At 70.8% G+C, this 22,906-nt stretch carries 22 protein-coding genes; 13 read left to right on the forward strand and 9 right to left on the reverse strand.

Annotated features, from left to right (window positions below; all coding sequences use genetic code 11):
• Positions 1-19 precede the first annotated feature (19 nt).
• Positions 20-1,060 carry a Gfo/Idh/MocA family oxidoreductase gene (locus ACIBQ1_RS50620; protein ID WP_397289223.1) on the reverse strand — a complete coding sequence of 347 codons (1,041 nt, stop codon included), beginning with the start codon at positions 1,058-1,060 and terminating at the stop codon, positions 20-22.
• A 193-nt stretch (positions 1,061-1,253) separates the two neighbouring features.
• Positions 1,254-2,153, reverse strand: coding sequence for a proteasome assembly chaperone family protein (locus ACIBQ1_RS50625; RefSeq protein ID WP_397289226.1), 900 nt, complete (start codon positions 2,151-2,153; stop codon positions 1,254-1,256).
• A 642-nt stretch (positions 2,154-2,795) separates the two neighbouring features.
• On the opposite strand from ACIBQ1_RS50625, the gene ACIBQ1_RS50630 reads away from it, so the two are divergent.
• Positions 2,796-3,716 carry a hypothetical protein gene (locus tag ACIBQ1_RS50630; protein ID WP_397289228.1) on the forward strand — a complete coding sequence of 307 codons (921 nt, stop codon included), beginning with the start codon at positions 2,796-2,798 and terminating at the stop codon, positions 3,714-3,716.
• Between the two features lie 8 nt (positions 3,717-3,724).
• On the opposite strand, the gene ACIBQ1_RS50635 is transcribed toward ACIBQ1_RS50630, so the two are convergent.
• Complete coding sequence (locus ACIBQ1_RS50635; RefSeq protein ID WP_397289230.1) at positions 3,725-5,830, reverse strand: ATP-binding protein; 2,106 nt, start codon at positions 5,828-5,830, stop codon at positions 3,725-3,727.
• A 649-nt stretch (positions 5,831-6,479) separates the two neighbouring features.
• Here ACIBQ1_RS50635 and ACIBQ1_RS50640 point away from each other — a divergent pair.
• The 4 genes from ACIBQ1_RS50640 to ACIBQ1_RS50655 are packed head-to-tail and all read left to right on the forward strand — an operon-like array spanning position 6,480 to position 8,987.
• Positions 6,480-6,791, forward strand: a complete 312-nt coding sequence (locus tag ACIBQ1_RS50640) for a hypothetical protein (RefSeq protein WP_397289232.1) — start codon at positions 6,480-6,482, stop codon at positions 6,789-6,791.
• Positions 6,724-7,236, forward strand: a complete 513-nt coding sequence (locus ACIBQ1_RS50645; RefSeq protein ID WP_397289234.1) for a DUF6879 family protein — start codon at positions 6,724-6,726, stop codon at positions 7,234-7,236. Before ACIBQ1_RS50640 ends, ACIBQ1_RS50645 begins: the two co-directional genes overlap by 68 nt.
• A gap of 9 nt (positions 7,237-7,245) precedes the next feature.
• Positions 7,246-7,878, forward strand: coding sequence for a helix-turn-helix domain-containing protein (locus ACIBQ1_RS50650; RefSeq protein ID WP_397289236.1), 633 nt, complete (start codon positions 7,246-7,248; stop codon positions 7,876-7,878).
• The gene (locus ACIBQ1_RS50655) at positions 7,875-8,987 is read left to right on the forward strand and encodes a protein-L-isoaspartate(D-aspartate) O-methyltransferase (protein ID WP_397289238.1); all 1,113 of its coding nucleotides are present in this window, start codon (positions 7,875-7,877) and stop codon (positions 8,985-8,987) included. The genes ACIBQ1_RS50650 and ACIBQ1_RS50655 overlap by 4 nt, the downstream gene beginning before the upstream one ends.
• Before the next feature lie 214 nt (positions 8,988-9,201).
• On the opposite strand, the gene ACIBQ1_RS50660 is transcribed toward ACIBQ1_RS50655, so the two are convergent.
• Positions 9,202-10,119, reverse strand: coding sequence for an NADP-dependent oxidoreductase (locus tag ACIBQ1_RS50660; RefSeq protein WP_397289240.1), 918 nt, complete (start codon positions 10,117-10,119; stop codon positions 9,202-9,204).
• 155 nt (positions 10,120-10,274) lie between these two features.
• Between ACIBQ1_RS50660 and ACIBQ1_RS50665 the strand changes: the two genes are divergently transcribed.
• The 5 genes from ACIBQ1_RS50665 (at position 10,275) to glpK (ending at position 14,763) form a co-directional block, all read left to right on the forward strand.
• The gene (locus tag ACIBQ1_RS50665; protein ID WP_397289242.1) at positions 10,275-11,177 is read left to right on the forward strand and encodes a helix-turn-helix transcriptional regulator; all 903 of its coding nucleotides are present in this window, start codon (positions 10,275-10,277) and stop codon (positions 11,175-11,177) included.
• Positions 11,178-11,251: 74 nt separating this feature from the next.
• Positions 11,252-11,785: a chloramphenicol phosphotransferase CPT gene (gene cpt / locus ACIBQ1_RS50670; protein WP_397289244.1), complete on the forward strand. Its 534-nt coding sequence runs from the start codon at positions 11,252-11,254 to the stop codon at positions 11,783-11,785.
• 94 nt (positions 11,786-11,879) lie between these two features.
• Positions 11,880-12,329, forward strand: coding sequence for a GNAT family N-acetyltransferase (locus ACIBQ1_RS50675; RefSeq protein WP_397289246.1), 450 nt, complete (start codon positions 11,880-11,882; stop codon positions 12,327-12,329).
• 90 nt (positions 12,330-12,419) lie between these two features.
• Positions 12,420-13,229, forward strand: a complete 810-nt coding sequence (locus ACIBQ1_RS50680; protein ID WP_397289248.1) for an MIP/aquaporin family protein — start codon at positions 12,420-12,422, stop codon at positions 13,227-13,229.
• Positions 13,230-13,254: 25 nt separating this feature from the next.
• Positions 13,255-14,763, forward strand: a complete 1,509-nt coding sequence (gene glpK, locus ACIBQ1_RS50685) for a glycerol kinase GlpK (RefSeq protein ID WP_397289250.1) — start codon at positions 13,255-13,257, stop codon at positions 14,761-14,763.
• 3 nt (positions 14,764-14,766) lie between these two features.
• On the opposite strand, the gene ACIBQ1_RS50690 is transcribed toward glpK, so the two are convergent.
• From ACIBQ1_RS50690 to ACIBQ1_RS50700, 3 genes are read right to left on the reverse strand one after another with little or no spacing between them, the layout of a single operon-like run.
• The gene (locus tag ACIBQ1_RS50690; protein ID WP_397289252.1) at positions 14,767-15,654 is read right to left on the reverse strand and encodes an ABC transporter permease; all 888 of its coding nucleotides are present in this window, start codon (positions 15,652-15,654) and stop codon (positions 14,767-14,769) included.
• A complete protein-coding gene (locus ACIBQ1_RS50695; RefSeq protein ID WP_397289254.1) occupies positions 15,651-18,308 on the reverse strand; it encodes a CocE/NonD family hydrolase in 2,658 nt (885 codons plus the stop codon). Before ACIBQ1_RS50695 ends, ACIBQ1_RS50690 begins: the two co-directional genes overlap by 4 nt.
• Before the next feature lie 60 nt (positions 18,309-18,368).
• A complete protein-coding gene (locus ACIBQ1_RS50700) occupies positions 18,369-18,776 on the reverse strand; it encodes a PaaI family thioesterase (protein ID WP_397289256.1) in 408 nt (135 codons plus the stop codon).
• A gap of 132 nt (positions 18,777-18,908) precedes the next feature.
• On the opposite strand from ACIBQ1_RS50700, the gene ACIBQ1_RS50705 reads away from it, so the two are divergent.
• The 3 genes from ACIBQ1_RS50705 to ACIBQ1_RS50715 all read left to right on the forward strand — a co-directional run bounded on the left by ACIBQ1_RS50705 (position 18,909) and on the right by ACIBQ1_RS50715 (position 21,147).
• Positions 18,909-19,031, forward strand: coding sequence for a hypothetical protein (locus tag ACIBQ1_RS50705; protein WP_397289258.1), 123 nt, complete (start codon positions 18,909-18,911; stop codon positions 19,029-19,031).
• Positions 19,032-19,102: 71 nt separating this feature from the next.
• Positions 19,103-19,891, forward strand: coding sequence for a class I SAM-dependent methyltransferase (locus tag ACIBQ1_RS50710; protein ID WP_397289259.1), 789 nt, complete (start codon positions 19,103-19,105; stop codon positions 19,889-19,891).
• A gap of 74 nt (positions 19,892-19,965) precedes the next feature.
• A complete protein-coding gene (locus tag ACIBQ1_RS50715) occupies positions 19,966-21,147 on the forward strand; it encodes a hypothetical protein (RefSeq protein ID WP_397289261.1) in 1,182 nt (393 codons plus the stop codon).
• On the opposite strand, the gene ACIBQ1_RS50720 is transcribed toward ACIBQ1_RS50715, so the two are convergent.
• A complete protein-coding gene (locus ACIBQ1_RS50720; protein ID WP_397289263.1) occupies positions 21,105-22,136 on the reverse strand; it encodes a copper resistance D family protein in 1,032 nt (343 codons plus the stop codon). The two genes, ACIBQ1_RS50715 and ACIBQ1_RS50720, sit on opposite strands and share 43 nt — an antisense overlap.
• On the reverse strand, positions 22,133-22,804 hold the full coding sequence (locus tag ACIBQ1_RS50725; RefSeq protein WP_397289265.1) for a copper resistance protein CopC: 672 nt from the start codon (positions 22,802-22,804) through the stop codon (positions 22,133-22,135). Before ACIBQ1_RS50725 ends, ACIBQ1_RS50720 begins: the two co-directional genes overlap by 4 nt.
• Positions 22,805-22,906: the final 102 nt, after the last annotated feature.

Genomic DNA, 22,906 nt, shown 5'->3' on the forward strand with positions numbered 1-22,906 from the left:
GTGCCTTCGGGCGGGTGGGTCAGCTCAGGTGGGTGACGATGCGCTGGGTGGCCGAGAGGTGGGCGGCCTCGATGACGGTCAGCGTGTCGATCACGCTCTCCGGGTCCACGGGCGGTGGCGCGCCCTCGCGCAGCGCCGCCACCACCCCACGGTAGAAGTCCAGGTACGCCCCCGGCTCCGTCCGCTCGGCCCGGTGGGCCTCCTCCGTGCCGAGCAGCCCCCAGCTCCCCTCGTCGTCCTCCCCGAACTCGGGCGAGCCGGGCGACATCCCCGCCCGCAGCCGCTCCTCCTGCACGTCCATCCCGTACTTCACGAACCCCGCCGACGTGCCCAGCACCCTGAACCGGGGCCCGCGCCAGGCCGCCACCGAGCTCATCCACAGGTGCGACCGGGCTCCGCCCGCGTGCGTGAGCGCGATGAAGGTGTCGTCGTCGGAGGCCACCCCCTGCCGCCGCACGTCGCTCTCGCAGTAGACCTCGCGCGCGGGACCGAGCAGTTGCAGGGCCTGGTCCACGAGATGGCTGCCGAGGTCGTAGAGCAGCCCGCCGATCTCCTGCGCCCCCCCGGTCTCCCGCCAGCCGCCCTTGGGCACCGGCCGCCACCGCTCGAACCTCGACTCGAAGCGCAGCACCTCACCCAGCCGTCCCTCCCCGACCAGCCTGCGGACGGTGCGGAAGTCGCCGTCCCAGCGCCGGTTCTGGAACACGGTCAGCATGAGCCCCCGCTCCTTGGCCAGCCGCACCAGCCCGCGGCCCTCCTCGGCGGTCCTGGCCAGGGGCTTGTCCACGACGACGGGCAGGCCGTGGGTGAGCGCGGAGGCGGCGGTGGCCACGTGGGTCCTGTTGGGGGAGGCGACCACGACGAGATCGCACCGGCCCCACAGCTCCTCCACGTCGGCCACGGGGGTCGCGCCGTACTTCCCGGCCGCCTCGGCCCGGCGGGCGGGATTCCCGGTCACGACGGCGGCCAGGGACAGGCCGGGGGTGGCGTGGATGAGAGGGGCGTGGAAGTACGCTCCGGCGATGCCGTAGCCGACCAGTCCGACCCGGATGTCAGTCATTTCCTCAGGCTAACCGGCGGGCCCGGCGAGATCGTCCGGCTGTGCCCCTGTTCCGGGCGGCGCCCCGGCGTGCCCCTGGTTCGAGGGGCACGGAGGCGGCGGCCCGCCACGCGCACCTGGTGAGTGTCACCCTGGACAGGGGCCGGCCACGTGCGGCGGGTGGTGCCGGCTTGGGCCACCGTAAATATGGGGTTTACTCGTCGTCGCGTTCGGCGAGGAACCGTTCGAACTGGGCGGCCAGCTCGTCGCCGGTGGGCATCGGGGTCGTCTCGGCCATCAGGTTCTCGCGATCGGCGCCGCCCGCGAACGCGTCGTACTGCTGCTCCAGCCCCTTGATCGCCGTGGAGAGCTCGGTGGAGGCCTGGATCTGCTCCTCGATCTCCGTCGTCGTGCGGCGGGCCGCGTCCCGCAGCGCGTCCATCGGGAACACCAGCCCCGTGCCCCGCGTCACGGCCTCCAGGCCCGTGACGGCGGCGGTCGGGTACTCGGCCTGCGAGAGGTAGTGCGGCACGTGGATCGCGTACCCCAGCGCGTCGTGCCCCTGCGCCCCCAGCCGGAACTCCAGCAGCGCCGCCACGCTCCCCGGCACCTGGACCCGCCCGAACGCGCTCGTCTGGGAGTTGATCAATTCGGGCCTGCTGGCGTGCGTCGTGAGGCCGAGCGGCCGGGTGTGGGGGACCGCCATGGGGATGCCGTGCAGGGTCACGAGCTTGCTCACCTTCAAGCGCTCCACCAGGTCCGACACGGCCTTGGTGAACAGCTCCCACTCCCTGTCGGGCTCGGGCCCGCTCATCACCAGGAACGGTGTTCCCGTCGCGTCCTTCGCGACATGAACGGCAAGCTCCGGGCTCTCGCACTCCACCCATCGGTCGGTGTCGAAGGTCATGATGGGCCGGCGAGACCGGTAGTCGAGCAGCCGGTCCACGTCGAACGTCGCCACGACCCGGTGCTCCAGCTCGGCCAGCAGGTGGCCCAGCGCAAGGCGTCCGGCGGCCCCCGCGTCGACGAAGCCGTCGAAGTGGTACAGCAACACCGGATCGGGCAGCTCGGGCGCGTCGTCTGCGAGCTTGTAGAGGTCCTTCGGGTCGAACACGGTTGGACAGCCTTTCCCTAGGTACTCTTCACCAGAACCTACGGCGGGTCGGAACGATTCCGCGCACGGCACCTTATCTGGGGTCAATAGGACACATGGCCACGGATCCGGAACTCGGGGGGTTCTCCGCCAGGGTGTTCGGCCTGGCCAGGGGGGTGACGCCGCCGCCGCGACCGGCGTATGCCGAGGCAGGGGCCCCGATCGAGCCGACCGGCGGGAAAGGTGACACTTTGCTGGTGCTCGCGGCTTATTACGGTCACGCCGGGACTGATCGCCCGCTTGTAACATGCGACGCCGATCACCGCCGGGCCGACGGCGGCGGACGGAGGTCACGTGCCGACGTGGTCTTCAGGGAGGAATCCGCTGTGGTCAGAGCGTTGCCGGAGGGGAGGCGGCCGCGGTGCGGGTTCGTCGGCAGGCTTTGGGCTCGGTGCGAATGTTCGCAAATGACGCGTTTATCCAATGGTTCACGCAAAGCGATTCATAGTATGAAATAAGCATTAAAGGCCTCGAAGTTGCCGAGTGTGGCCTTTCGTGCACTCCATCGTCATGCTGGATTACGTGGCTACTTCTGCGCAAACCTTTGGTAGGCGACCACTCCACATCCCTCCGTTGCCATGTCCGTTCCCGAACGAGATCAACGTGCATGCCGCGGAGGTCGACGCGGAGAGCCACGCATGGCTGGCCGCCTCAAACATGCTCAGCGGCGCCGAGACGATCGAGCACTTCCAGCGCTCCAAGATCGGCCTGCTCTCGGCCCGGACCAACCCGACCGTGCCGCGTGACAGCCTCCGGTTGATCAACGACTGGTACAACTGGCTCTTCGCGTTCGACGACGCGTTCTGCGAGGGCGAGCTGATGGGACACCGGGCCTCCGCGCTCGCCCGCGCCCTGCCGCCGCTCCTTGAGATCCTCGACGGACGCAGGGAGCCGGACGCCGACGACGCGTTCGGCCTCGCCCTCAACGAGCTCCTGCACCGCATCTCCGAAGCCGCCACCCCCGCACAGGTGGACCGATGGCGGATCACTGTGAAGGAGTACTTGTTCGCCCAGATCTGGGAGGCGGCCAACCGTGAGGTCGACCTGATCCCCACACCTGAGGACTACGTGTTGATGCGCCGCATCACGGGGGCCACGTACACCTGCTTCGCGCTCATCGACGCGGGCGGCGGCTACCGGCTTGAGGCCGAGGAATGGCATCATCCCGACGTGCGCGCGCTCTCCGATCTGGCGTGCGACCTCATCGGCTGGGACAACGACCTGCTCTCGTACGCCAAGGAACGGGGGAACGACAAGGCCAGGCACAACCTCGTCACCGTGCTGGCCACGCACAAGGCCCTCTCCCTCCAGAACGCGCTGCGCGAGGTCGCGCAGATGCACAACGACGCGATCGCCGCGTTCGTCGAGCGGCGCGCCGTGCTGGAGCACTGGGCGTCGCTGCCGGTCCGCAAGTACGTACGGGGGCTCGAACACTGGGTGCGCGGGCACATCGAGTTCTCCCTCGGCAGCGCCCGTTACGTGCACGCGTGGCCCGACGACACCCGATGGCCCCAGGCGGTCTGAGGCCGGTTCTAGTCCGAGGCGTCCGGCTCGCCCCCGAGCGCGAGTTCGGACGCCTCGTCCAGGTCGAGCCTGGCGCCCTCCTCGAACGCGCTCTTGTAGGCCAGCTCGCCCATCCGCCGCGCGCACTCGCGCACGCAGGCGTTGTGGTCGTCGGTCAGGAACGGCGCGCCCATCTGCGGCAGGCCGGCCGACTTCCAGTTCTGCTGCAACGCGCCGAGCAGCTTGGCGGCCAGCGTCAGCTCGTCGCGCATGACGAAGATGCGCGCGGAGGTCTCCAGCGCCAGCAGGGTGCCGAGCGTGTCGTGGAAGTGCCGCTTGATCCGCAGCCCTTCCCTGGCGCTCTGCAGCGCCTCCTCCGGCCTGCCGGTCGCGAGCCTGGTGAACGCCAGCGCCCACTGCGCGTACGAGCTGACCCAGAGCTCGCCGCGCTCCCGGCACACCTGCAGGCAGTCCAGCAGCAGCGACTCCGCCTCGTAGAACTCGCCCTGCGACGACAGCACCAGCGACAGCTCGACGATGGCGGGCAGCAGGCCGGGGTTGAGCTCCTTGTTGTCGGTGTTGAACTCGATCGCCACGCCCAGCAGCGCGCTGGCCTTCTGCAGGTCGCCCGAGAGCAGCGCGGCCGTGCCCTGCATCTTGGAGGCCAGGATCACGGCCCTGGAGTCGCCGACCCGGACGGCCTCGGTGCCGCACTGCTCGGCCGCCTTCAACGCGCCCGCGTTGTCGCCCTGGGCACTGCGCACGTACGACAGCACCCACAGGGCCTTGCACCGCTCCTTGCTCGCGACGGGGTTGGCCTCCAGGGCCCGCTCCAGATAGAGCCGCCCCTCGCGGACGAACCCGCAGCACACCCACATGAACCACAACGACGACAGCAGCGTCAGCGCCAGCACCGACTTGCCCGGCGACCTGAGCGCGTGGTCGAGCGCCACCCGGACGTTGTCGTGCTCCTGCCGCATGCGGACGAACCAGTAGATCTGCCGCGGCCCGGACCAGGCGTCCTCGCTGCGCTGGGCCAGGCTCAGGTAGTACTCCAGGTGCCGCTGCTGCATCTGCTCCTTCTGCCCGAGCTTGTCGAGCCACTCCTCGCCGTATTCGGCGAGGGTGTCGATGAGCTTGTAGCGGACACCGGCGTGATTGCTCCTGATCAGCAGGATGGACTTCTCGACCAGCCCCGTGACCAGATCGGTGATGTCCTCCGACGGCAGCCGCCCGTCGGAGCACACGAACCTGGCCGCGTCCAGCTCGAAGTCCTTCGCGAACACCGACAACCGCGCCCACAGCAGCCGCTCCGCGGGCTCGCACAGCTCGTGACTCCACCCGATGGCCGCCCGCAGCGTCTGGTGCCGCGGCAGCGCCGTCCGGCTCGCGCCCGCCAGCAGGCTGAACCGGTCGGCCAGCAGCCCGAGGATCTGCTCCACCGACAGCGCCCGCAGCCGCACGGCCGCCAGCTCGATCGCGAGCGGGATCCCGTCGAGCCTGCGGCACAGCTCGGCCACCGCGCCGATGTTGTCCTCGTCGAGCTCGAAGTCGGGCACGCTCGCCCCGGCGCGCGCGACGAACAGCTGCACCGACTCGTTCGTGAACAGGCTCTCGCCCGGCTCCTCGTAGGGCACCTGCAGCGGCGGCACGGGCACCACGTGCTCGTACGGCAGGTTGAGCGACTGGCGGCTCGTGGCCAGCACCTTCAGATTGGGCGCCGCCTCCAGCAGCTCGTGCACGAGATCGGCGCACCCGTGCACCAGATGTTCGCAGGTGTCGATGATGAGCAGCATGTCGCGCTCGCCCACCCACTCCGACAGCGACTCGGACTCGGCCCGCGAGGACTGGTCGGCGATGCCGAGCGCGGAGGCGATGGTGTGCTTGACCATGCCCGAGTCCTGCAGCCGCCCGAGATCGGCGAACCAAACGCCGTCCGGGTACTGCGACCGGACCTGGTGCGCGAGCCTCAGCACCGTGCGCGACTTGCCCACGCCCCCGATGCCCGTCACGGTCACCAGGCGGGACTCGCCGAGGTGCCGTTTGAGGTTGGCGAGGAGCCGCGTCCGGCCGATGAAGCTGGTGAGCTCCGTCGGTAGATTGCCGTCTCGCTGCCAGCCTGTCGGGGTTGCCATGCGCAGCCTCACGGGGGATAGGCGACACCTGCTCTCGCATCGTACCGCCGCCGCCCCCGCCTGTCCCTGGACCTGCGGACACGCCGGGTACTGGTTTGTCAGCCCGAGTAGCATGTCCGACGTGAACGATTTTCTACCGGAGCAGACAGCTGACGACCGGGACGAGGGCTGGGGCGACTGGCCGGAGACCGACCCGGACGCCTTCTACCTGGACAACAAGCCTCCACACTGGGCCTAGAAACACGGCCCTCCACAACGGGGGCGCTTCGCGCTTCGCGGTTCCGGACAGCGCCTCCCAAGGGTGGCTCCGCCCCCCTTTCGATCCCCCCGAAACCCCCGCTCGCTCCGCTCGCCCAGCCCGCCCGTTGACCGGCGAAGCGGTGGGCCGACCGACGCCCACCCCGGACCGCGCGCCTTCCGGCCCATGCCGGCCGATCGCGCAGGACGCAGTTGACGGCAGGTTTCGCGTCAAAACCCTGTCATCCGAGCTCGTATCGAGGAAGATACCCGGGACGGGGACGCGCGAGCCTCCCTCCGCCCTTCTCTCCGGCGCAGGACCCCGCCAGCCGGCTTGGCTCAAACTTGACGCGGATCCGGCGCATCAAGCAGCCTCAGGGAGGCGATCCGCGACCTTCGGAGGTGCAATCTCATGCAACACCCCGGCACTGGCGGCGGCGTGCGGCTTACCTTCTACTGCAAGGACCCGGACTCCAAGTCCGAGGACGATTGCGCCGGCTTCTACCGTACGAATCAAGGAAGCTGGGTGGTGCAGGGTAACCGCCAGGACGAGAGTGTCGCGGTCCAGCTTCACGCTCTGCGGGACGACGAGACGTTCGTGGAGATCCCGGAGGGGCTGGCCGAGCGGTTCGTGCACATGTACGCCAAGGAGCGTTATGGAGTTGATCTCGGTCAAGCAGCGGTCGGAGCTGCTGGCAGGAAGCCGCCTTACCCTGAAGCTTGAGCTGCGCGACTTCTATGCGGTGGATGCCGAGGACCTGGAGTTTTTCCTGGCGGGTGATCTCGATGCGGTGGCCGCCTCGTATCAAACCTGGGCCGACACTGTCGCGGCGAAGGAGACGACGGGGAGGCACCTGCGGCGCGTCCGGGTGATCTCTGAGCCGCTGTCGGACTATCAGCGCATGTCCGTTCAGTTCAGCGGGCTTGCCGTGGACGCTGGGGAGGATCTGCGCTGGCTGCCGAGACGACTGACCTCGGCAATGCCGCTACCCGGCAACGATCTGTTTGTTCTGGATGGCCACACCGCCGTGTTCAACGTCATGGATGGCAACGGTGACCGCGCTGAGATCCAGCTCTCCGCCGAGCCTGATGTGGTCAAGTGGTGCCTGAACGTCTTCGAGGCCGCCTGGAAACTGGCCATCCCGCACCGCGAGTACAAGCCCGTCTGAGATACAGCCGTGCAAGACCGGTCGGCCGAGGCCAGGAAGGCGTTCGGCATCAGGCTGCGGGATCTGCGCCGCGACGCCGGCCTGAATGGCAAGCAACTCGCGGCCCGCACCGGCCTGCATCCCACCAAGGTCTCGCGTATCGAGCACGCTCGGCAGAACCCGTCAGAGGACGACATCCGTGCCTGGTGCAGTGCCTGCGGAACTGAGGCGCATATCCCCGAGTTGATCGCCGTCTATCGCGACGTGCAGCGGATGTGGACAGAGTACCGGGAGACCTTCCGCAAGAAACGAAAGGTGCGCCGGAGGTTGGATCGCCGTGCGCGGTGTCCTCATCGCCCTCGCCGGCGCCGCCTATCGCCAGCCCGTACGTACTCGTCGGTCACTCGCTCGATGGCGAGATCGTCCGCCTGCACGCCGCGCCACCCCGAACAGCCGTCAACGACATGTGCACCGGGCTACGAGCAGCGCGGCACACCCCCGCGCAAGAAACTGGGAACCCACCGAGGAGGCCCCATGGGTAAGCACGACGATGACAAGAAGCCAAGCGACGAGCCACTGCCCAAGCCGAAGGACCCGCCATCCAAGAACGGTCAGCAGCCAGGCGGCCAAGGGGATGGCAAGCACGCTGGTGGCAAGAAGTGAGTGCTCAGATCGAAGAGATCTTCGAGCCCCTGGGCATCCGCTGGGTGGACGCCCTGCGGGCCAATCCCCGAGCAGAGTTCATCCCCGAGCAGGCGTGGGCTCACCCAGACGGGGACGACACCGGCCGCCTGATCAACAGGAGCATTGATCCGGCCGACTGGGAGAAAGTCGTCGGATCCAACGTCCCGATCATCACGCAGATCGACGATGGCCGTGCCCCGATCAGCGTCGGCGGCGACGGGTTCTACACCTCCTCCTGCTCGATGCCGTCCATCGTGGCCGCCGAACTGGAGCTGCTGGGATTGAAACGCGACGACGACGTGCTGGAGATCGGCACCGGCACCGGCTGGACGGCCGGGCTCATCTCCCACTACGTGAAGCACGGCAGAGTCGTCACCATCGAGGTGGACGAGGAGATCCACAGCCAGGCGGTACGCAATCTGGCCCGCGCCAGGTCCAGCGCCCTGCCGGTCTTCGGTGATGGGATGCTCGGCTACCCCGACGGAGCACCGTATGACGCGGTACATGTGACGGTCGGCTCGACCTGCGCGTCACCGGCATGGATCGCCCAGACGAGGCCTGGCGGAACGGTTGTCTTCCCGTGGATGCCCGCATGGTCGTCTCACGGCGGCACGTTCGTCGCGTTGCGCCCGCTCGGCGACGGAACCGCCGTGGGCCGCTTCGGCCCGGGCTGCACGTTCATGATGATCCGCTCCCAACGTGACAAGGAGCAGTTCATCCTCGGCGAGGATTGGCGCGAGCGGCCCGCCCGCATCGACCCGCAGCGCCTTGTCGGCGAGTGGGCGGCCGTCATCGCGCTCGCGGCCACACTGCCTGGCGTCTCCTGCTCGGCCGGGGCGAACGGAGGAGGGTTCATCTTGTACGCCTACACGGATGCCGCTGCCGCACGCGTGGCCTGGAACGAGGACGCGGGCGACTGGATCGTCCGGTATGGAGGCGACCGTGACCTGTACGCCGAAGCCGAGGAGGCGTTCACACGCTGGCTGTCCCTCGGCAGTCCAGCGGCCCACCGCTACGGGTACACGAGCACACCGGACGGCGACACGATCTGGCTGGACACCCCCGCCCACGTGGTCGGCCCGTTCTGACAGAACACAGGACAAGCCCAGGGCGGCAGATCCGGCCGACGTCCAGCTCTGGTAGGCATGGCACTTGCGATGGCGACATGAATGGGCCGCGCGCCTTCCGGCCCATGCCGGCCGATCGCGCAGGACGCAGTTGAGGCCCGATCGAAGATCATCCCCCGTCCGTGAGGTCCCCACGTGCCGGGTACGGACCGCGTCGCGGCGAACCCCTTGGGCCCTACGGCCGGAGCACGATCTTGCCGTGGGCGTGTCCCCGCTCCAGCTCGCGGAAGGCGTCCCGCACCCGCTCCAGCGGGTAGGTGCGGGCGATCGGCACCTCGAGCTCCCCGCGCGCGGCGAGCCGGGCCAGCTCGCCGAGCACGACCGCGCACGCCGCCGCGCCCTCTCCGTAGGTCCGCGCACCGACCTTGGCCGCCGCCTGCCAGTCGCGGATCGTGTCGATCCGCGCGGGCCGCACGCCCAGCTCCATGGCCAGCTCCACGTAGCCGTCGCCGAACGTGTCGATGAACGCGTCCACGTTCCCGCCGCCGGCCTGCCGGATCCGCTCGGCCACGCCCTGCCCGTACTCGACCGGGATGACGCCGCGATCCTTCAACCAGGCGTGGTTCGGCTCGCTCGCCAGCCCGATCACCGTGGCGCCGCGCCTCCTCGCGAGCTGCACGGCAAGGGATCCGACGCCGCCCGCCGCGCCGGACACCACGACCGTGTCGGCCGGTCCGGGGTCGACCGCGAACACGGTGGCGTACGCGGTCGTGCCGGCCACGTACAGCGACCCGGCCGCGTCCCAGGACAGCCCCTCCGGACGCGAGGTCAGGTCCACGTCGTCGACCACGACGAACTCCGCCTGGCTCGCCCTGCCATGGGTGTAGCCGAGGACCTCGTCGCCCACCGCGAAACCGCGCACCTGCGGACCGGCCTCCACCACGACGCCGGCCAGGTCGCTGCCCTGCCCGGAGGGGAACGTCGCCGGCCACCGCTCGTGCAGCTCGCCGGCGCGGATATGGGCCTCGCCCGGGTTGATCCCGGCGGCCCTGACCCGGACCAGCACCTGCCCGGGGCCGGGCGCCGGGCGCTCCACCTCCTCGACCCGCAGGACGTCGATGCCGCCGTACTCGTGGAACCGCACTGCCTTCATCGCGTGATCACCGCTCTTCCTCGTTCGGATGTGCCCTGGACGGCCACGTCCCCACCATGCCCTCGCCCTCGGCGGCGCGGGAGCGGAGCGGTCTCCCTAGGATCGGCGGTCCCAGGATGCGTTTGGCGAACGGTGATATCACTACCGATATGGTGATGAACCGCGACGAACTCGCCGATTTCCTGCGCCGGTCCCGGGAACGGCTGGCTCCACGGGACGTCGGGCTGGTCGAGGGACCGCGGCGGCGCACGCCGGGACTGCGCCGCGAGGAGGTCGCGGCGCTCGCCGGGATGTCGGCCGACTACTACATGCGCCTCGAACAGGCCAGGAGCCCGCAGCCCTCGGTTCAGCTGCTGGCCGCGCTGACGCGCGCGCTGCGGCTGACCATCGACGAGCGGGACCACCTGTACCTGCTCGCCGGGCACCGCCCGCCGGAGGGGGCGCGCGCCGGGGAGTACCTGCGGCCGAGCATGCTGTACGTCCTCGACCGGCTGGACGGCGTTCCGGTCCAGGTCCTGAGCGATCTGGGCGACCTGCTGGCGCAGAACGACATGGCGCAGGCGTTGTTCGGGTGCGTGTGCACGGTGGCCAGGGAGGACCGCAACATCGTGCTGCGCTGGTTCACCGAGCCGGACGTACGCGCCCACTTCGCGGTAGAGGAGCACGAGGAGCACGCCCGGCAGCTGGTCGCCGACCTGCGCGCCGCGGTGGCCCGCCGCGGGGACGACGCGGCATCCCGCACGCTCGTCACGCGGCTCCAGGCGGCCAGCGCCGAGTTCGCGACGCTCTGGGACCGGCACGAGGTCGCGGTGCGCCGGTCACACCCCTACCGGCTCACGCATCCCGAGCTCGGCAGGATCGAGTTCGACTGCGAGGTGCTGGCGACGCCCGCGGCGGACCAGCGACTGCGGGTCTTCACCCCGCCGCCCGGCGGCGCCGAGGCGCTGGACCTGCTGCGCGTGCTCGGCCCGCGGCACCGGCACGACACCGCCGCGACGCGGGCGACGACGAGAACGGGCGCGGCGGCGGAAGGGGGCGGCGACCCGCGTACGCCGTGAGCACCGGCCGGGCGACGGGAACGCCGCGAAAAAGCCTTTCCGGCCTGGTCGGGAGCGCCCCTATTGTGGGGCCGGTGACAACTCAAGTGATCGTGCTCAACGGCGGCTCCAGCTCGGGCAAGTCCGGGATCGTCCGGTGCCTGCAGGCGGTCCTGCCGCGGCCGTGGCTTGCCTTCGGGGTCGACTCGCTGCTTGAGGCGATGCCCGCGTCCATGCAGGGGTCGGAGGCGGGCATCGAGTTCGCTCCGGACGGCGGGGTGAGCGTCGGGCCGGAGTTCCGGATGCTGGACGCGGCGTGGGCGGAGGGAATCGCCGCGATGGTCCGCGCGGGCGCCCGGGTCATCATCGACGACGTCTTCCTTGGAGGAGCGGCGTCCCAGGAGCGGTGGCAGAAGGCTCTGGCCGGGCTGGACGTGCTGTGGGTCGGCGTCAAGTGCGAGAGCGCGGTGGCCGCGGGCCGCGAGATCGCCCGGGGAGACCGGGTGCGGGGGATGGCCGAGTCGCAGGCGGAGATCGTCCACCAGGGCGTGACGTACGACCTGGAGGTGGACACCACGCACACCGAGTCGCTGGAGTGCGCGCGGACCATCGCCGCACGGGCCGGTTGACGGTCGCCGACCCGATCGACGCAAGAGCTGACGGCCACTGACCCGATCGACGCAAGAGCTGACGGCCACTGACCCGATCGACGCAAGAGGAGCAATGACCCCGTACGAGCTGCGCACCGCCACCCCCGCCGACTACGACCCCATCGCCGCCGTCGTCGACGACTGGTGGGGGCGGCCGATCCTGCCCTCCCTGCCCAGGCTCTTCCTCGACCACTTCCACCGGACGAGCCTGATCGCGGAGGGTCCGGCGGGCCTGGCGGGGTTCCTGATCGGGTTCATATCCCCGTCCGAGCCCGACGAGGCGTACATCCACTTCGTCGGCGTCTCCCCGGAGGCCAGGACGGGCGGCCTCGCGCGCACCATGTACGAGCGCTTCTTCGACCTGGCGCGCCGCCACGACCGCCGCGTCGTGAAGGCCATCACCTCGCCCGTCAACCGGACGTCCATCGCCTTCCACGGCCGCATGGGGTTCGAGGTCGGCGAGCCCGTCCCCGGCTACAACGGCCCGGGGACCGCCCTGGTGACCTTCAGCCGCACCCTCTGACGTCACTTTGCGTGACATATAGCGCACGAATCGTATGCATTCCTGGAAATCGGGAATGCCACACGACGATCACGTGCGCAAGGAGGAGCGGTGGCCGGACGTCGCGAGCGGATGGGGCTGACCGGCGAGCTGATCGCCGAGTTCGCCGGGACGATGGTGCTCATTCTGTTCGGGGTCGGCGTGGTCGCCCAGGTGGTCGCGGGCGGGCTCGGCGACCACGACAGCATCGCCTGGGCCTGGGGGATCGGCGTCACGCTCGGCGTCTACGTCGCCGGCCGGACCACGGGCGCGCACCTCAACCCGGCGGTCACGCTGGCGTTCGCGGTCTTCCGCGGCTTCGCCTGGGGCAAGGTCGTGCCGTACGCGCTGGCGCAGACGGCCGGGGCCTTCGTCGCGGCGCTCATCGTCCGGTGGAACTACACCGAGGTGCTGTCCATGGTGGACCCCGGGCACACGATCAAGACCCAGGGCGTCTTCTCGACCCTGCCCGGCAACGGGGTGCTGCCGGTGGACATGTGGGGCGGGTTCCGCGACCAGATCATCGGCACCGCCATCCTGCTGTTCGTCATCTTCGCCGTGTCCGACGTCGCCAACATGGCACCCGGCGCGAACCTCGGCCCCGTGGTCATCGGCCTGCTCATCGTGGGGATCGGCATGTCCTTCGGCACCGACGCCGGCTACGCGATCAACCCGGCCCGCGACTTCGGGCCGCGCCTGGCGAGTTACCTCACCGGCTACTCCACCGCCTGGCGAGATCAGCACGGCGACCCGTACTTCTGGGTGCCGATCGTCGGCCCGCTGTGCGGTGCTCTCGTCGGGGCGGGCCTTTACCAGGCGTGCATCGCCCGGTTCCTCCCGCCGAGCGAGGAGCGCGGCGTCGTGCAGCCGGTGGAGATCTGACCGGAATCTTGCAGAGGAGAATGACATGCCCGAGTTCGTGGGAGCCGTCGACCAGGGCACCACCAGCACCCGATTCATGATCTTCGATCACGACGGCGCCGAGGTGGCCAAGTACCAGCTCGAACACGAGCAGATCCTGCCGAAGGCGGGCTGGGTCGAGCACAACCCGATTGAGATCTGGACGGTGACGGCGGCCGTGATCCAGACGACGATCCAGCGTGCCGGGCTGCAGGCCAAGGACCTGTCGGCCCTGGGCGTCACGAACCAGCGCGAGACCACGGTCGTCTGGAACCGGCGGACCGGCCGCCCGTACTACAACGCGATCGTGTGGCAGGACACCCGTACCGACCGCATCGCCGCCGCTCTGGAGCAGGACGGACGCGGGGAGGTCATCCGCGACAGGACGGGGCTGCGGCCGGAGGCGTACTTCTCCGGCGGCAAGATCCAGTGGATCCTGGAGAACGTGGACGGCGTCCGCGAGGACGCGGAGCGCGGCGAGGCCGTCTTCGGCAACACCGACACCTGGACCCTGTGGAACCTCACCGGCGGCGTCAGAGGCGGCGTGCACATCACCGACGTGACCAACGCCGGCCGCACCATGCTGATGGACCTGGGGACGCTCGACTGGGACGACGAGCTGCTGTCGTTCTTCGGGATCCCGCGCCGGATGCTGCCCGAGATCCGGCCGTCGGCAGACCCCGCCATGTACGGGACCACGCTCCCGTACGGGCCGGTCGGCGGGGAGGTGCCGATCAGCGCGATCCTGGGGGACCAGCAGGCGGCCACCGTCGGCCAGGTCTGCTTCGCGCCCGGCGAGGCCAAGAACACCTACGGCACCGGCAACTTCCTGCTGCTCAACACCGGCACCGACCGCGTGCGCTCACGGAGCGGGCTGCTCACCACGGTCGCCTACAAGTTCGGGGACCAGCCGGCCGTGTTCGCGCTGGAGGGGTCCATCGCGGTGACCGGCTCGGCGGTGCAGTGGCTGCGCGACCAGCTGCACGTCATCACCTCCGCGGAGCAGAGCGAGGCGCTCGCCCGCCAGGTGGAGGACTCCGGGGGGATGTACTTCGTGCCGGCGTTCTCCGGGCTGTTCGCCCCGTACTGGCGCGCCGACGCCCGCGGCGTGATCGTCGGCCTGTCGCGCTACAACACCGACGCCCACCTCGCCAGGGCCACCCTGGAGGCGATCTGCTACCAGAGCCGCGACGTCGTGGAGGCGATGCAGCAGGACTCCGGCGTGGTCCTCGACGTGCTCAAGGTGGACGGCGGCGTCACCTCGAACGACCTGTGCATGCAGTTCCAGTCCGACATCCTCGGCGTCCCGGTCAGCCGCCCGGTGGTGTCGGAGACCACCGCGCTCGGGGCCGCGTACGCCGCCGGGCTCGCCTGCGGCTACTGGAAGGACGTCTCGGAGCTGCGGGCGCACTGGGCGGAGGACCGCCGCTGGGAGCCCAGGTGGAGCGAGGAGCGGCGGGAGGAGGCGTACGCGGGCTGGAAGAAGGCCGTGGCCAGGTCGTTCGACTGGGCCTAGCGCTCAGCTCACCACGTCCTTGCGCCGGAAGCGCCGGAACGCGAGGGCGATGAGGATGGCGGCGTACGTGACCGACACCGACGCCCCCTTCGCCATGCCGCTCCAGTCCAGCTCCGGCGCCAGCGCGTCGAGCCAGGCGTTGTTCCAGAACGTGGGCAGGAACTCGCGCAGCGACCCCAGCGCCTCCACCGCCTGCAGGATGTTGCACACGATCCAGAGCCCGACCGCCCCGCCGACCGCGCCGAGCGGGGAGTCGGTCATGGTGGAGACGAGGAACGCGAGCGCGGCCACCACGAGCTGGCTGACCAGCGCGTACCCGATCACGATGCCGAAGCGCGGCAGCACGTCCAGGGCCGGGATCGTCTCGCCCGTGCCGGGCACCTGGATGTCGTTCCAGCCGAACGCCAGCGTGCCCGCGAGCAGCGCCATCAGCGGCAGGCAGATCACCGCCGCCGCCGAGTAGCCCAGCGCCACGATCAGCTTCTGCCGCAGCAGCCGGTCGCGGGGGACCGGCGCGGCCAGCAGGTAGCGCAGTGACGACCAGTTGGCCTCGCTGGCCACGGTGTCGCCGCAGAACAGCGCGACGGCCACCACCAGCAGGAAGCTGGCCGACACCGACAGGGCGAACGCGGCGAAGTTCAGGCCGCTCGCCGTGGCCAGGTCGGAGATGCGCAGCGACGACTGCCCCTGCCCGCTGGACTGCGGCCCGAACTGGAACGCGATCACCAGGATCCACGGCAGCGCCAGCAGCAGCCCGAACATGACCAGCGTCCGCCGCCGCTTGAACTGCCTGACGATCTCCACGCGCAGCGGCAGCGTGCGATGGGGCGAGTATCCGGGTGCGTGCCCCGGCGCGTGTCCCGGTGCCTGCTCCGGCGCGGCGACGGTCATGACTTGTCTCCGATGAGGTCGAGGAACACGTCTTCCAGGCGCGGCCCGTGCCCGTTGGTGGTGACGGCGGCCGAGGTGAGCAGCCGCGACACCGGCCCGGCCGAGACCAGTCGGCCCCGGTGCATGACCACGACGTGGCTGCAGGTCTGCTCGACCTCGGCCAGCATGTGGCTGGAGACGATCACGGTACGGCCGTCGCGCGCGTAGCGCTTGAGCACCTCGCGCATCTCCCGGATCTGGGGCGGGTCGAGACCGTTCGTGGGCTCGTCGAGCACCAGCAGGTCCGGCAGCCCGAGCATGGCCTGGGCGATGGCCAGCCGCTGGCGCATGCCCTGCGAGTACGTGCGCACGGCCCGCTCCAGGGCCTTGCCCAGGCCGGCGATCTCCAGCGCCTCGTCGAAGTGCGCGTCGGCGGTGGGCCGTCCGGTGGCGGCCCAGTAGAGCTCGATGTTGTCCCGTCCGGACAGGTGCGGCAGGAACCCCGGCCCCTCGACGAACGACCCGAGCCTGGACAGCACGGGCGCTCCAGGCGTGACGCGGTCGCCGAAGATCCGGATCTCGCCGCCGTCCGGCTGGATGAGGCCCATCATCATGCGCATCGTGGTCGTCTTGCCCGCGCCGTTCGGCCCGAGCAGGCCCAGGACCTGGCCCTGCTCGACGCGGAACGACAGCCCGTCCACGGCCGGCTCACCGTTCCGGTACGCCTTGGTCAGCCCGCTGATCTCCAACGGGACCGCCGCGTCACCGGACCCACCCTGCGACTCGCCGTCGAGGGCCGGGCGGGGGATGCCGCCATCCACCGAAGCGTCGGGCGAGTCGCCGTTCCCCAGGGTGCTGGGCACGGGCCGGCGGCGCAGGCGGGCGCGGGACGGCGTGCGCCCCGTCGCCAGCAGCACGGCGGCCACGACCACGGCGGCCAGCGGCATCGCCCACACCCACCACGCCACCCCGGTCGGCGGGGCGGCCAGCGTGCGGACCGTCGGCACCGCCAGCGCGGGAGAGGCCAGGGACACCTGGTACGCGGCGGGCGCGGCGGCGGTCGCGAAACCCATGTCCGTCGTGGTCAGGACCAGGCGGAGCCGGTGGCCCACGGCGAAGCGGTAGTCCACGGCGGGCAGGGTGACGGTGACCTCCGCGCTGCCCGCGCCCTCCGGGATCGTCACCCGGACCGGCGCCACCAGCCCGGCGGGCAGGGCGGGCGGCTGGATGCCGTCGGCCACGTCGTACAGCTTGGCGAACAGCGTCGCCTCGCCCTTGCCCGACACCCTGACCCTGACCGTGGAGCTGCCGGTGAGCTGGAGCGGGGCGGTGAGCGGCCGGGACTCGAACGCGGCGCTCTGGCCCGGCATGTCGATGGACACGCTCGTGTTGCTCTGCCCGCCGCCCAGCAGGCCGCCGATGCCGGGCACCGTCGAGATGGAGGCGGGCGCGCCGCCGGGCGGGTTGACGATGTTCTGGGCGGGGCCGTTCAGCTGGACCGTGGTGGTGCCGGTGCCGGCCAGACCGGGGTAGGAGGCGGCCTCGGGGTGGAGGCGGATGCGCTGGCGGGTGCCGGGGTCGCGGCCGCCGTCGCGCGTCACCGTGAACGCGCTCACCGCGGGGGCGGACTTGTCGCCCTTCAGGTAGCGGGCGAACCAGGCCGTGGACTGCTCGAACACCCAGTCCGCCTCGCCGTTGCCGCCGTCGTGCCCGCCGTCGAACCAGGCCAGGCTCACCGGGGTGCCGGCGGCGGCGATCGCCTTGGCGTTGGCGTCGGCGTGGCCGAGCGGGAAGAGCGAGTCGCGCTGGCCCTGGATGAGCAGGGTCGGCGCCTTGATCTGGCCGGCCACGGTGATCGGGCTCGACTTGCGTAGCAGGGCGACGGCCTCCGGCGTGGCCTTGCCGTCCTTGGCGACCTGCTGGTAGACGTCGCAGATCGCGGGCTGGAACCTGCCGCACCGCGCCTGCTCGGCCGTCAGCGGCCCGGCGGCCTGCCGCTCTCCGCGCGCCGCGAAGCTGTCCAGCGAGACGCCCTGGCCGAAGAAGATGCCCGCCCACATGCGCTTGAAGACCCCATTGGCGGCGTCCTGGCCGATGGCGGCGGGGCCGCTGCCCTGCGCGGCGGCGTTGGGGAAGAGCGCGTCGGCCAGGTCGGCCCAGGTGATCTGGGGCACGATGGCGTCGACCCGCTGGTCGTAGGCGGCCGTCATCAGGGCGATGGCGCCGCCGTACGAGCCGCCCGCGATGCCCACGCGCGGGTCGTTAGCGGCGTCGAGCTGGACCTCGGGGCGCTTGGCCAGCCAGTCGATCAGCTGCTTGACGTCCTTGACCTCGTAGTCGGGCGAGTTGAGCGCGATCTCGCCGGTCGAGCGCCCGAACCCGCGCGCCGACCAGGTCAGCACGGCGTAGCCCTGCTGGGCGACGCGGATGGCCTGCTCTCGCACGCTCTGCTTGCTGCCGCCGAAGCCGTGCCCGATCAGCACGGCCGGCGCCTTCCGGCCGTCGGGCGGCGGGAAGAAGGTCGTGTCGAGCTCCACCCGTTGGTCGTCGGACGGTCCGTCGACGACGCTGATCCTCTGGTCCTGGCCCCGCACCTTGGGAGCCGACGGCCACACGAGCCACGTCGTCACCCCGATGAGGGCGAGCGCCGCTACCAGCGCGGCCACACGCTTCATGGCCGTGAGCTTACTTTCCGCACCTGAGAGATCCCTGAGATCAGGTCCTGTGCTGCGGGATCACGCCAGGATGGCATAGACGGTCGTCGCATGGGCGACGCTCTCGGAGCTGCCCGCGGCCGTGAGGGTGACGTCGGAGAAGGCCAGGGTGCGGCCCAGCTTCGTGATGCGGACGTCGATCAGGACGTCCTTGCCCATCACCGGCCGCTGGAACGTCGTCGACTGCTGCACCGTGGTCATCGGCACGAACGTGCCGCGGGCCGAGGAGATGGCGATGACCGTGGCGGTGTCGGCGGCGGCCATCATCGCCTGGCCGCACAGCCCGCCGCCCTCGCGGGCCAGGTCGTCGGACCACGGGAGCCGCACGACGGCGTGGCGCTCGCCCACCTCCTCCACGCGCAGCCCGAGCCGCTGGATCCAGGGGGCGAAGTATTCCTGGAGGATCGCCTCTGCGTCTGCTGGAGTCACGCGCTCATGATGCCCCCAGGACCGCCCCGCCGCTCCTGGCCCGGTCGCTTGCATCCTGTCCGGGCGCCGGTATAGGGCGGAAGTACGACTTTCTGCCTCGGCGCCCACCTGGCTCGCGCGCAGTTCCGCTCGGTGTTCACGGAGCTGCTGCGCGACTGGGACGTCGAGCCGGTGGGCACCCCGCGCCGGCTGACGTCCAACTTCCAGAACGGGCTCAAGCACCTCCCGGTACGCCTGACGAGCAGGCGCCCCTGACCGGACCCGCCCCGCTGCCGGGCGGAAAAACCGGGGGCGGCGGGACGGGAGGCTCGCCTACGCTCCCACCCATGGACTACTTGGACGTCAACAGGGCCAACTGGAACGGGCGGGTCCCCATCCACGTCGCCAGCGACTTCTACGACGTCGAAGGCTTCAAGGCGGGCCGGAACGCCCTGCGGGGGTTCGAGCGGGACGAGGTCGGCGACGTGACCGGCCGCCGCCTGCTGCACCTCCAGTGCCACTTCGGCCTGGACACGCTGTCCTGGGCCCGGCTCGGCGCCGAGGTGACCGGCCTCGACTTCTCCGGCGCCGCCATCGAGCAGGCCAGGGCCATCGCCGCCGAGTGCGGCCTCCCGGCGGAGTTCGTCACCGCCGACGTCTACGACGCGGCCGAGGCGCTCGGCGGGGCCACGTACGACATCGTCTACACCGGCCTCGGGGCGCTGGTGTGGCTGGCCGACCTCACGAGCTGGGCGCGGACGGTCGCCGCGCTGCTGAAGCCGGGCGGATTCCTGTATCTCGCGGAGTTCCATCCGTTCGCCGACATCCTGGACGACGAGACGGGCACCACCGTCACCCACGACTACTTCGATCGAGGGCCCCACGTCTGGGAGTACCCGCACACCTACACCGGCAGCGAGATCCTGGAGCACCAGACCTCCGTGCAGTTCCAGCACGGCCTCGGCGAGGTCGTCAGCGCGGTGACGGCGGCGGGGCTGCGCGTCGAGTTCCTGCGCGAGCACGACCGCACGTTCTTCCGCCGCTTCGGCACCCTGGTCGGCGACCAGGGGAGCTACCACGTCCCGGAGGGCGCCCCGAGGATCCCGCTCCTGTACTCTCTGCGGGCCTCGGCGTAGCTCGGACCTGCGGTTACATTGCCTGGCATTACCCCAGCAACACCGCAACGTGCGGAACCGTAAGATTCAGTCCCGTGAAGTCTCCAGCATCTCTCAAGAGGGCCGCAGCGTGGGCCCTGCCGTACTGGACCAGGGGCCAGGCGGGGCGTGAGACGCCGCAGGATCTGTTCAGGGTGCTCTATTTCGGCTGGCTGGTGGCGTTCACGCTCAAGCTGCTCGGCTCGGCGTGGGACGTTTCATGGCACTTCAAGTGGTTGCGGGATGACCTCGCCCCGCCCCACCTGCTCAACTCCGCGGGCACGGCCATCGCCGTCGCGCTGACCATCATCCACGGTTACACCGGCTACGGCGTGGACAAGGCGGCGCTCCGGCTGATCCAGTGGGGCACCGGGATCTTCCTGGTCGCGGTCCCGCTCGACCTGATCAACCACCGTGTCAACGGGCTCGACATCACCTCGTGGAGCCCGTCGCACATCATGCTCTACCTCGGAACGTTTTTCATGATCGCGGGCGTGGTCCGCGGCTGGTTCATGGGGGCGCCGCCGGGCCGGGAGCGGACCGTCGTGCTGGGCGCGTTCCTCGCGTTCTTCCTGGAGAACGTGCACTTCCCCGAGCAGCACCAGGAGTACGGCATCCTGTCGATCGGCGCCTGGGACAACCATGCGGTCTACGCCGAGCCGATCCTGCTCGAGTTCGCGGCCGACCAGATGAAGCGGCCGATCGACCGGGCGATGATGGAGGCGTTCTCGCTGCCCGTCCCCGACTTCCTCTACCCCGTCTACGCGGTGGTCGTCGGGGTCTCGGTGCTGGTCGCGGCCAGGGCGCTGATCGGCAGGTTCGGGGCGGCCACGTTGGTGGCGGCGGCCTACGTGGGGGTTCGCACGGTGCTCTGGCCGTTGCTGACGTTCACCGGGTTCCCGCCGTCGGCGGTGCCGTTCTTCCTGGTCGTCGCGGGGCTGGTGGTGGACCTCGCGTTCCTGGTGCGCCTGCCGTACGTGCGGGCCGTGCTCGGCACCGCCGGTGCCACGGCCGCCGCCTACGGCGCGCTGATGGCGCAGAACGCGATCATGGGCGGCGTCTACAGCGCGATCAAGGACCAGAAGGGGCTGCTCGGAGCGCCCCCGCTGGCCACGTCGTCGGCGCTCTGGGCGGGGCTCGGCCTGCTGGTCGCCTGGCTCGCGGTCGAATGGCTGGCCGGCAGGCGGCGCGAGGCTCAGCCGATCGAGGCCCGGGTGATCGCCACCGCCACGCCGTAGGCCAGCCCCATCACGCCCACCTCGGCCGCCGCCCAGCCCACCAGGGCGGTGGCCCGGCCTTCGCGTACGGCGGGCATCAGGCGGAAGCGGATGTGGGCGGCCAGCGGCACCAGTGCGGCCACCAGGACCGTCTTGATCACCACCAGCACGCCGTAGTGGCTGGTCAGCAACGCGTCGGGGAGCGTCACGCCGGGGGTGAGCGCCATCGTGCCGAGCCCGTTGACCAGCCCCGACAACCCGACCAGGAGCAGGCACACCGTGGCGATCCTGGAGAACCTGGGCAGGACCACGGCCAGCAGTTCCCGATGCGGCGCCAGGAACACGGCCGTGGCCACCAGCCCGCCCGTCCACGCCGCCGCGCCCATCACGTGGATCTCCATCGAGACCATGATGGGGTCGTGCCAGATCGAGTTCACGGCGTGCCCGGTGACGGGGATGGGCAGCAGCCCGAACAGCGCCACGATCACCCGCAGCTCGGCGGGCACCTTCTCGCCGAAGCGCACCGCCATGAGCCCGATGCCCGCCGCCGCCAGCGCGCACGCCGCGCTGAACAGCAGCCCCTGACCGGTGCCGACGGTCTCGACGTAGGCGGCGATCATCCCGAACGTGGGCACGCTGCCGGGATTGAGCTCGGCCGTCTGGAACACGATGGTGAGCAGCGCGCAGATCGCCCACGCCCAGGCGGCGAGCACGGCCAGCGGACGCACCCTGAGCATGACGGGCTCGGTCCGCTCGGGCGCGTCGAACCCGAGCAGCTTGGGCAGCAGGCTCAGCCCGACCACGGCGACGGCGGCCAGGTCGAGCAGCACGCGCACGACCGGCAGCCCGACGGACACCAGCGGGCCGGGCATGGGGATGCCGGGGACGGCCTCCTGCGCGGTGAACGTGCTGGCCGCGACGGCGGCGACGACCGCGCAGACGCCGAACGCCCCGACGACCAGCCCCCCGCCGACGCGCCGGCGGGGGAGGGGAGGCGCGGCGACGCTCATGCCCGGGCCCCTTCGTCGGAGGCCCCGGACCGATCTTCGTCGGCGGCGGCCGGGACGGGCGCCGCCTCGGGCGGGGCTCCTCCGGTCGTGACCGGGACGGGCGTCGCCGCGGCCGGGCCGGAGCGGCGCAGGGCCACCACGGTGCCGGCGGCGAGCAGCAGCAGGGCGCCCACGATCCACACCATCGCCATGCCCGCGCCGCCGTTGGCCGCGGCCTCGGCGGCCTCCGCGCTCATGTCGCGCGCCGCCTGCCCGGTGGCGCTGTCGGCCGGGGCGCCTGCGCCGGTGGCGCTGTCGGCCGGGGCGCCAGCGGAGAGGGTGAAGGTGATCTTGCCGGTGACCGGGTGGCCGTCGGCCGACAGGATCCGGTAGCCCACCGCGTAGGCGCCCCCGGCCGGCAGCGGCTTGACCCGTACGGACACCCGCTCGGCGGCCACCTCCGCGGACCCGTCCGCCCACGAGGACCCGTCCGGGCCCGTCACGCCCACCTGCGCGTACCCCTGCCGCACCGCCTGGTCGAACACCAGCGTGATCCGCGCGGGCGCGGCCGTCAGCGTGGCCCCGTCCTTGGGGTCGCTGGAGACCAGCACGTTGTGCGCCTGAGCCGCGGGAACAGCGATCCCAGCGGCGGCGAAGGCGAGCAGCAGGACCGTGAGTAGCCGCCTCAAAGATCCGAACCTTCCAGCAACGACGACATCGAACCCGTATATGGTCCCATCCATGACGGACCTGTTCGGCGGCGCGGCCCCTACTACGCCAAGCACCGCCCG

This window comes from Nonomuraea sp. NPDC050153 (assembly GCF_044460125.1).
Taxonomy (GTDB): Bacteria; Actinomycetota; Actinomycetes; order Streptosporangiales; family Streptosporangiaceae; genus Nonomuraea.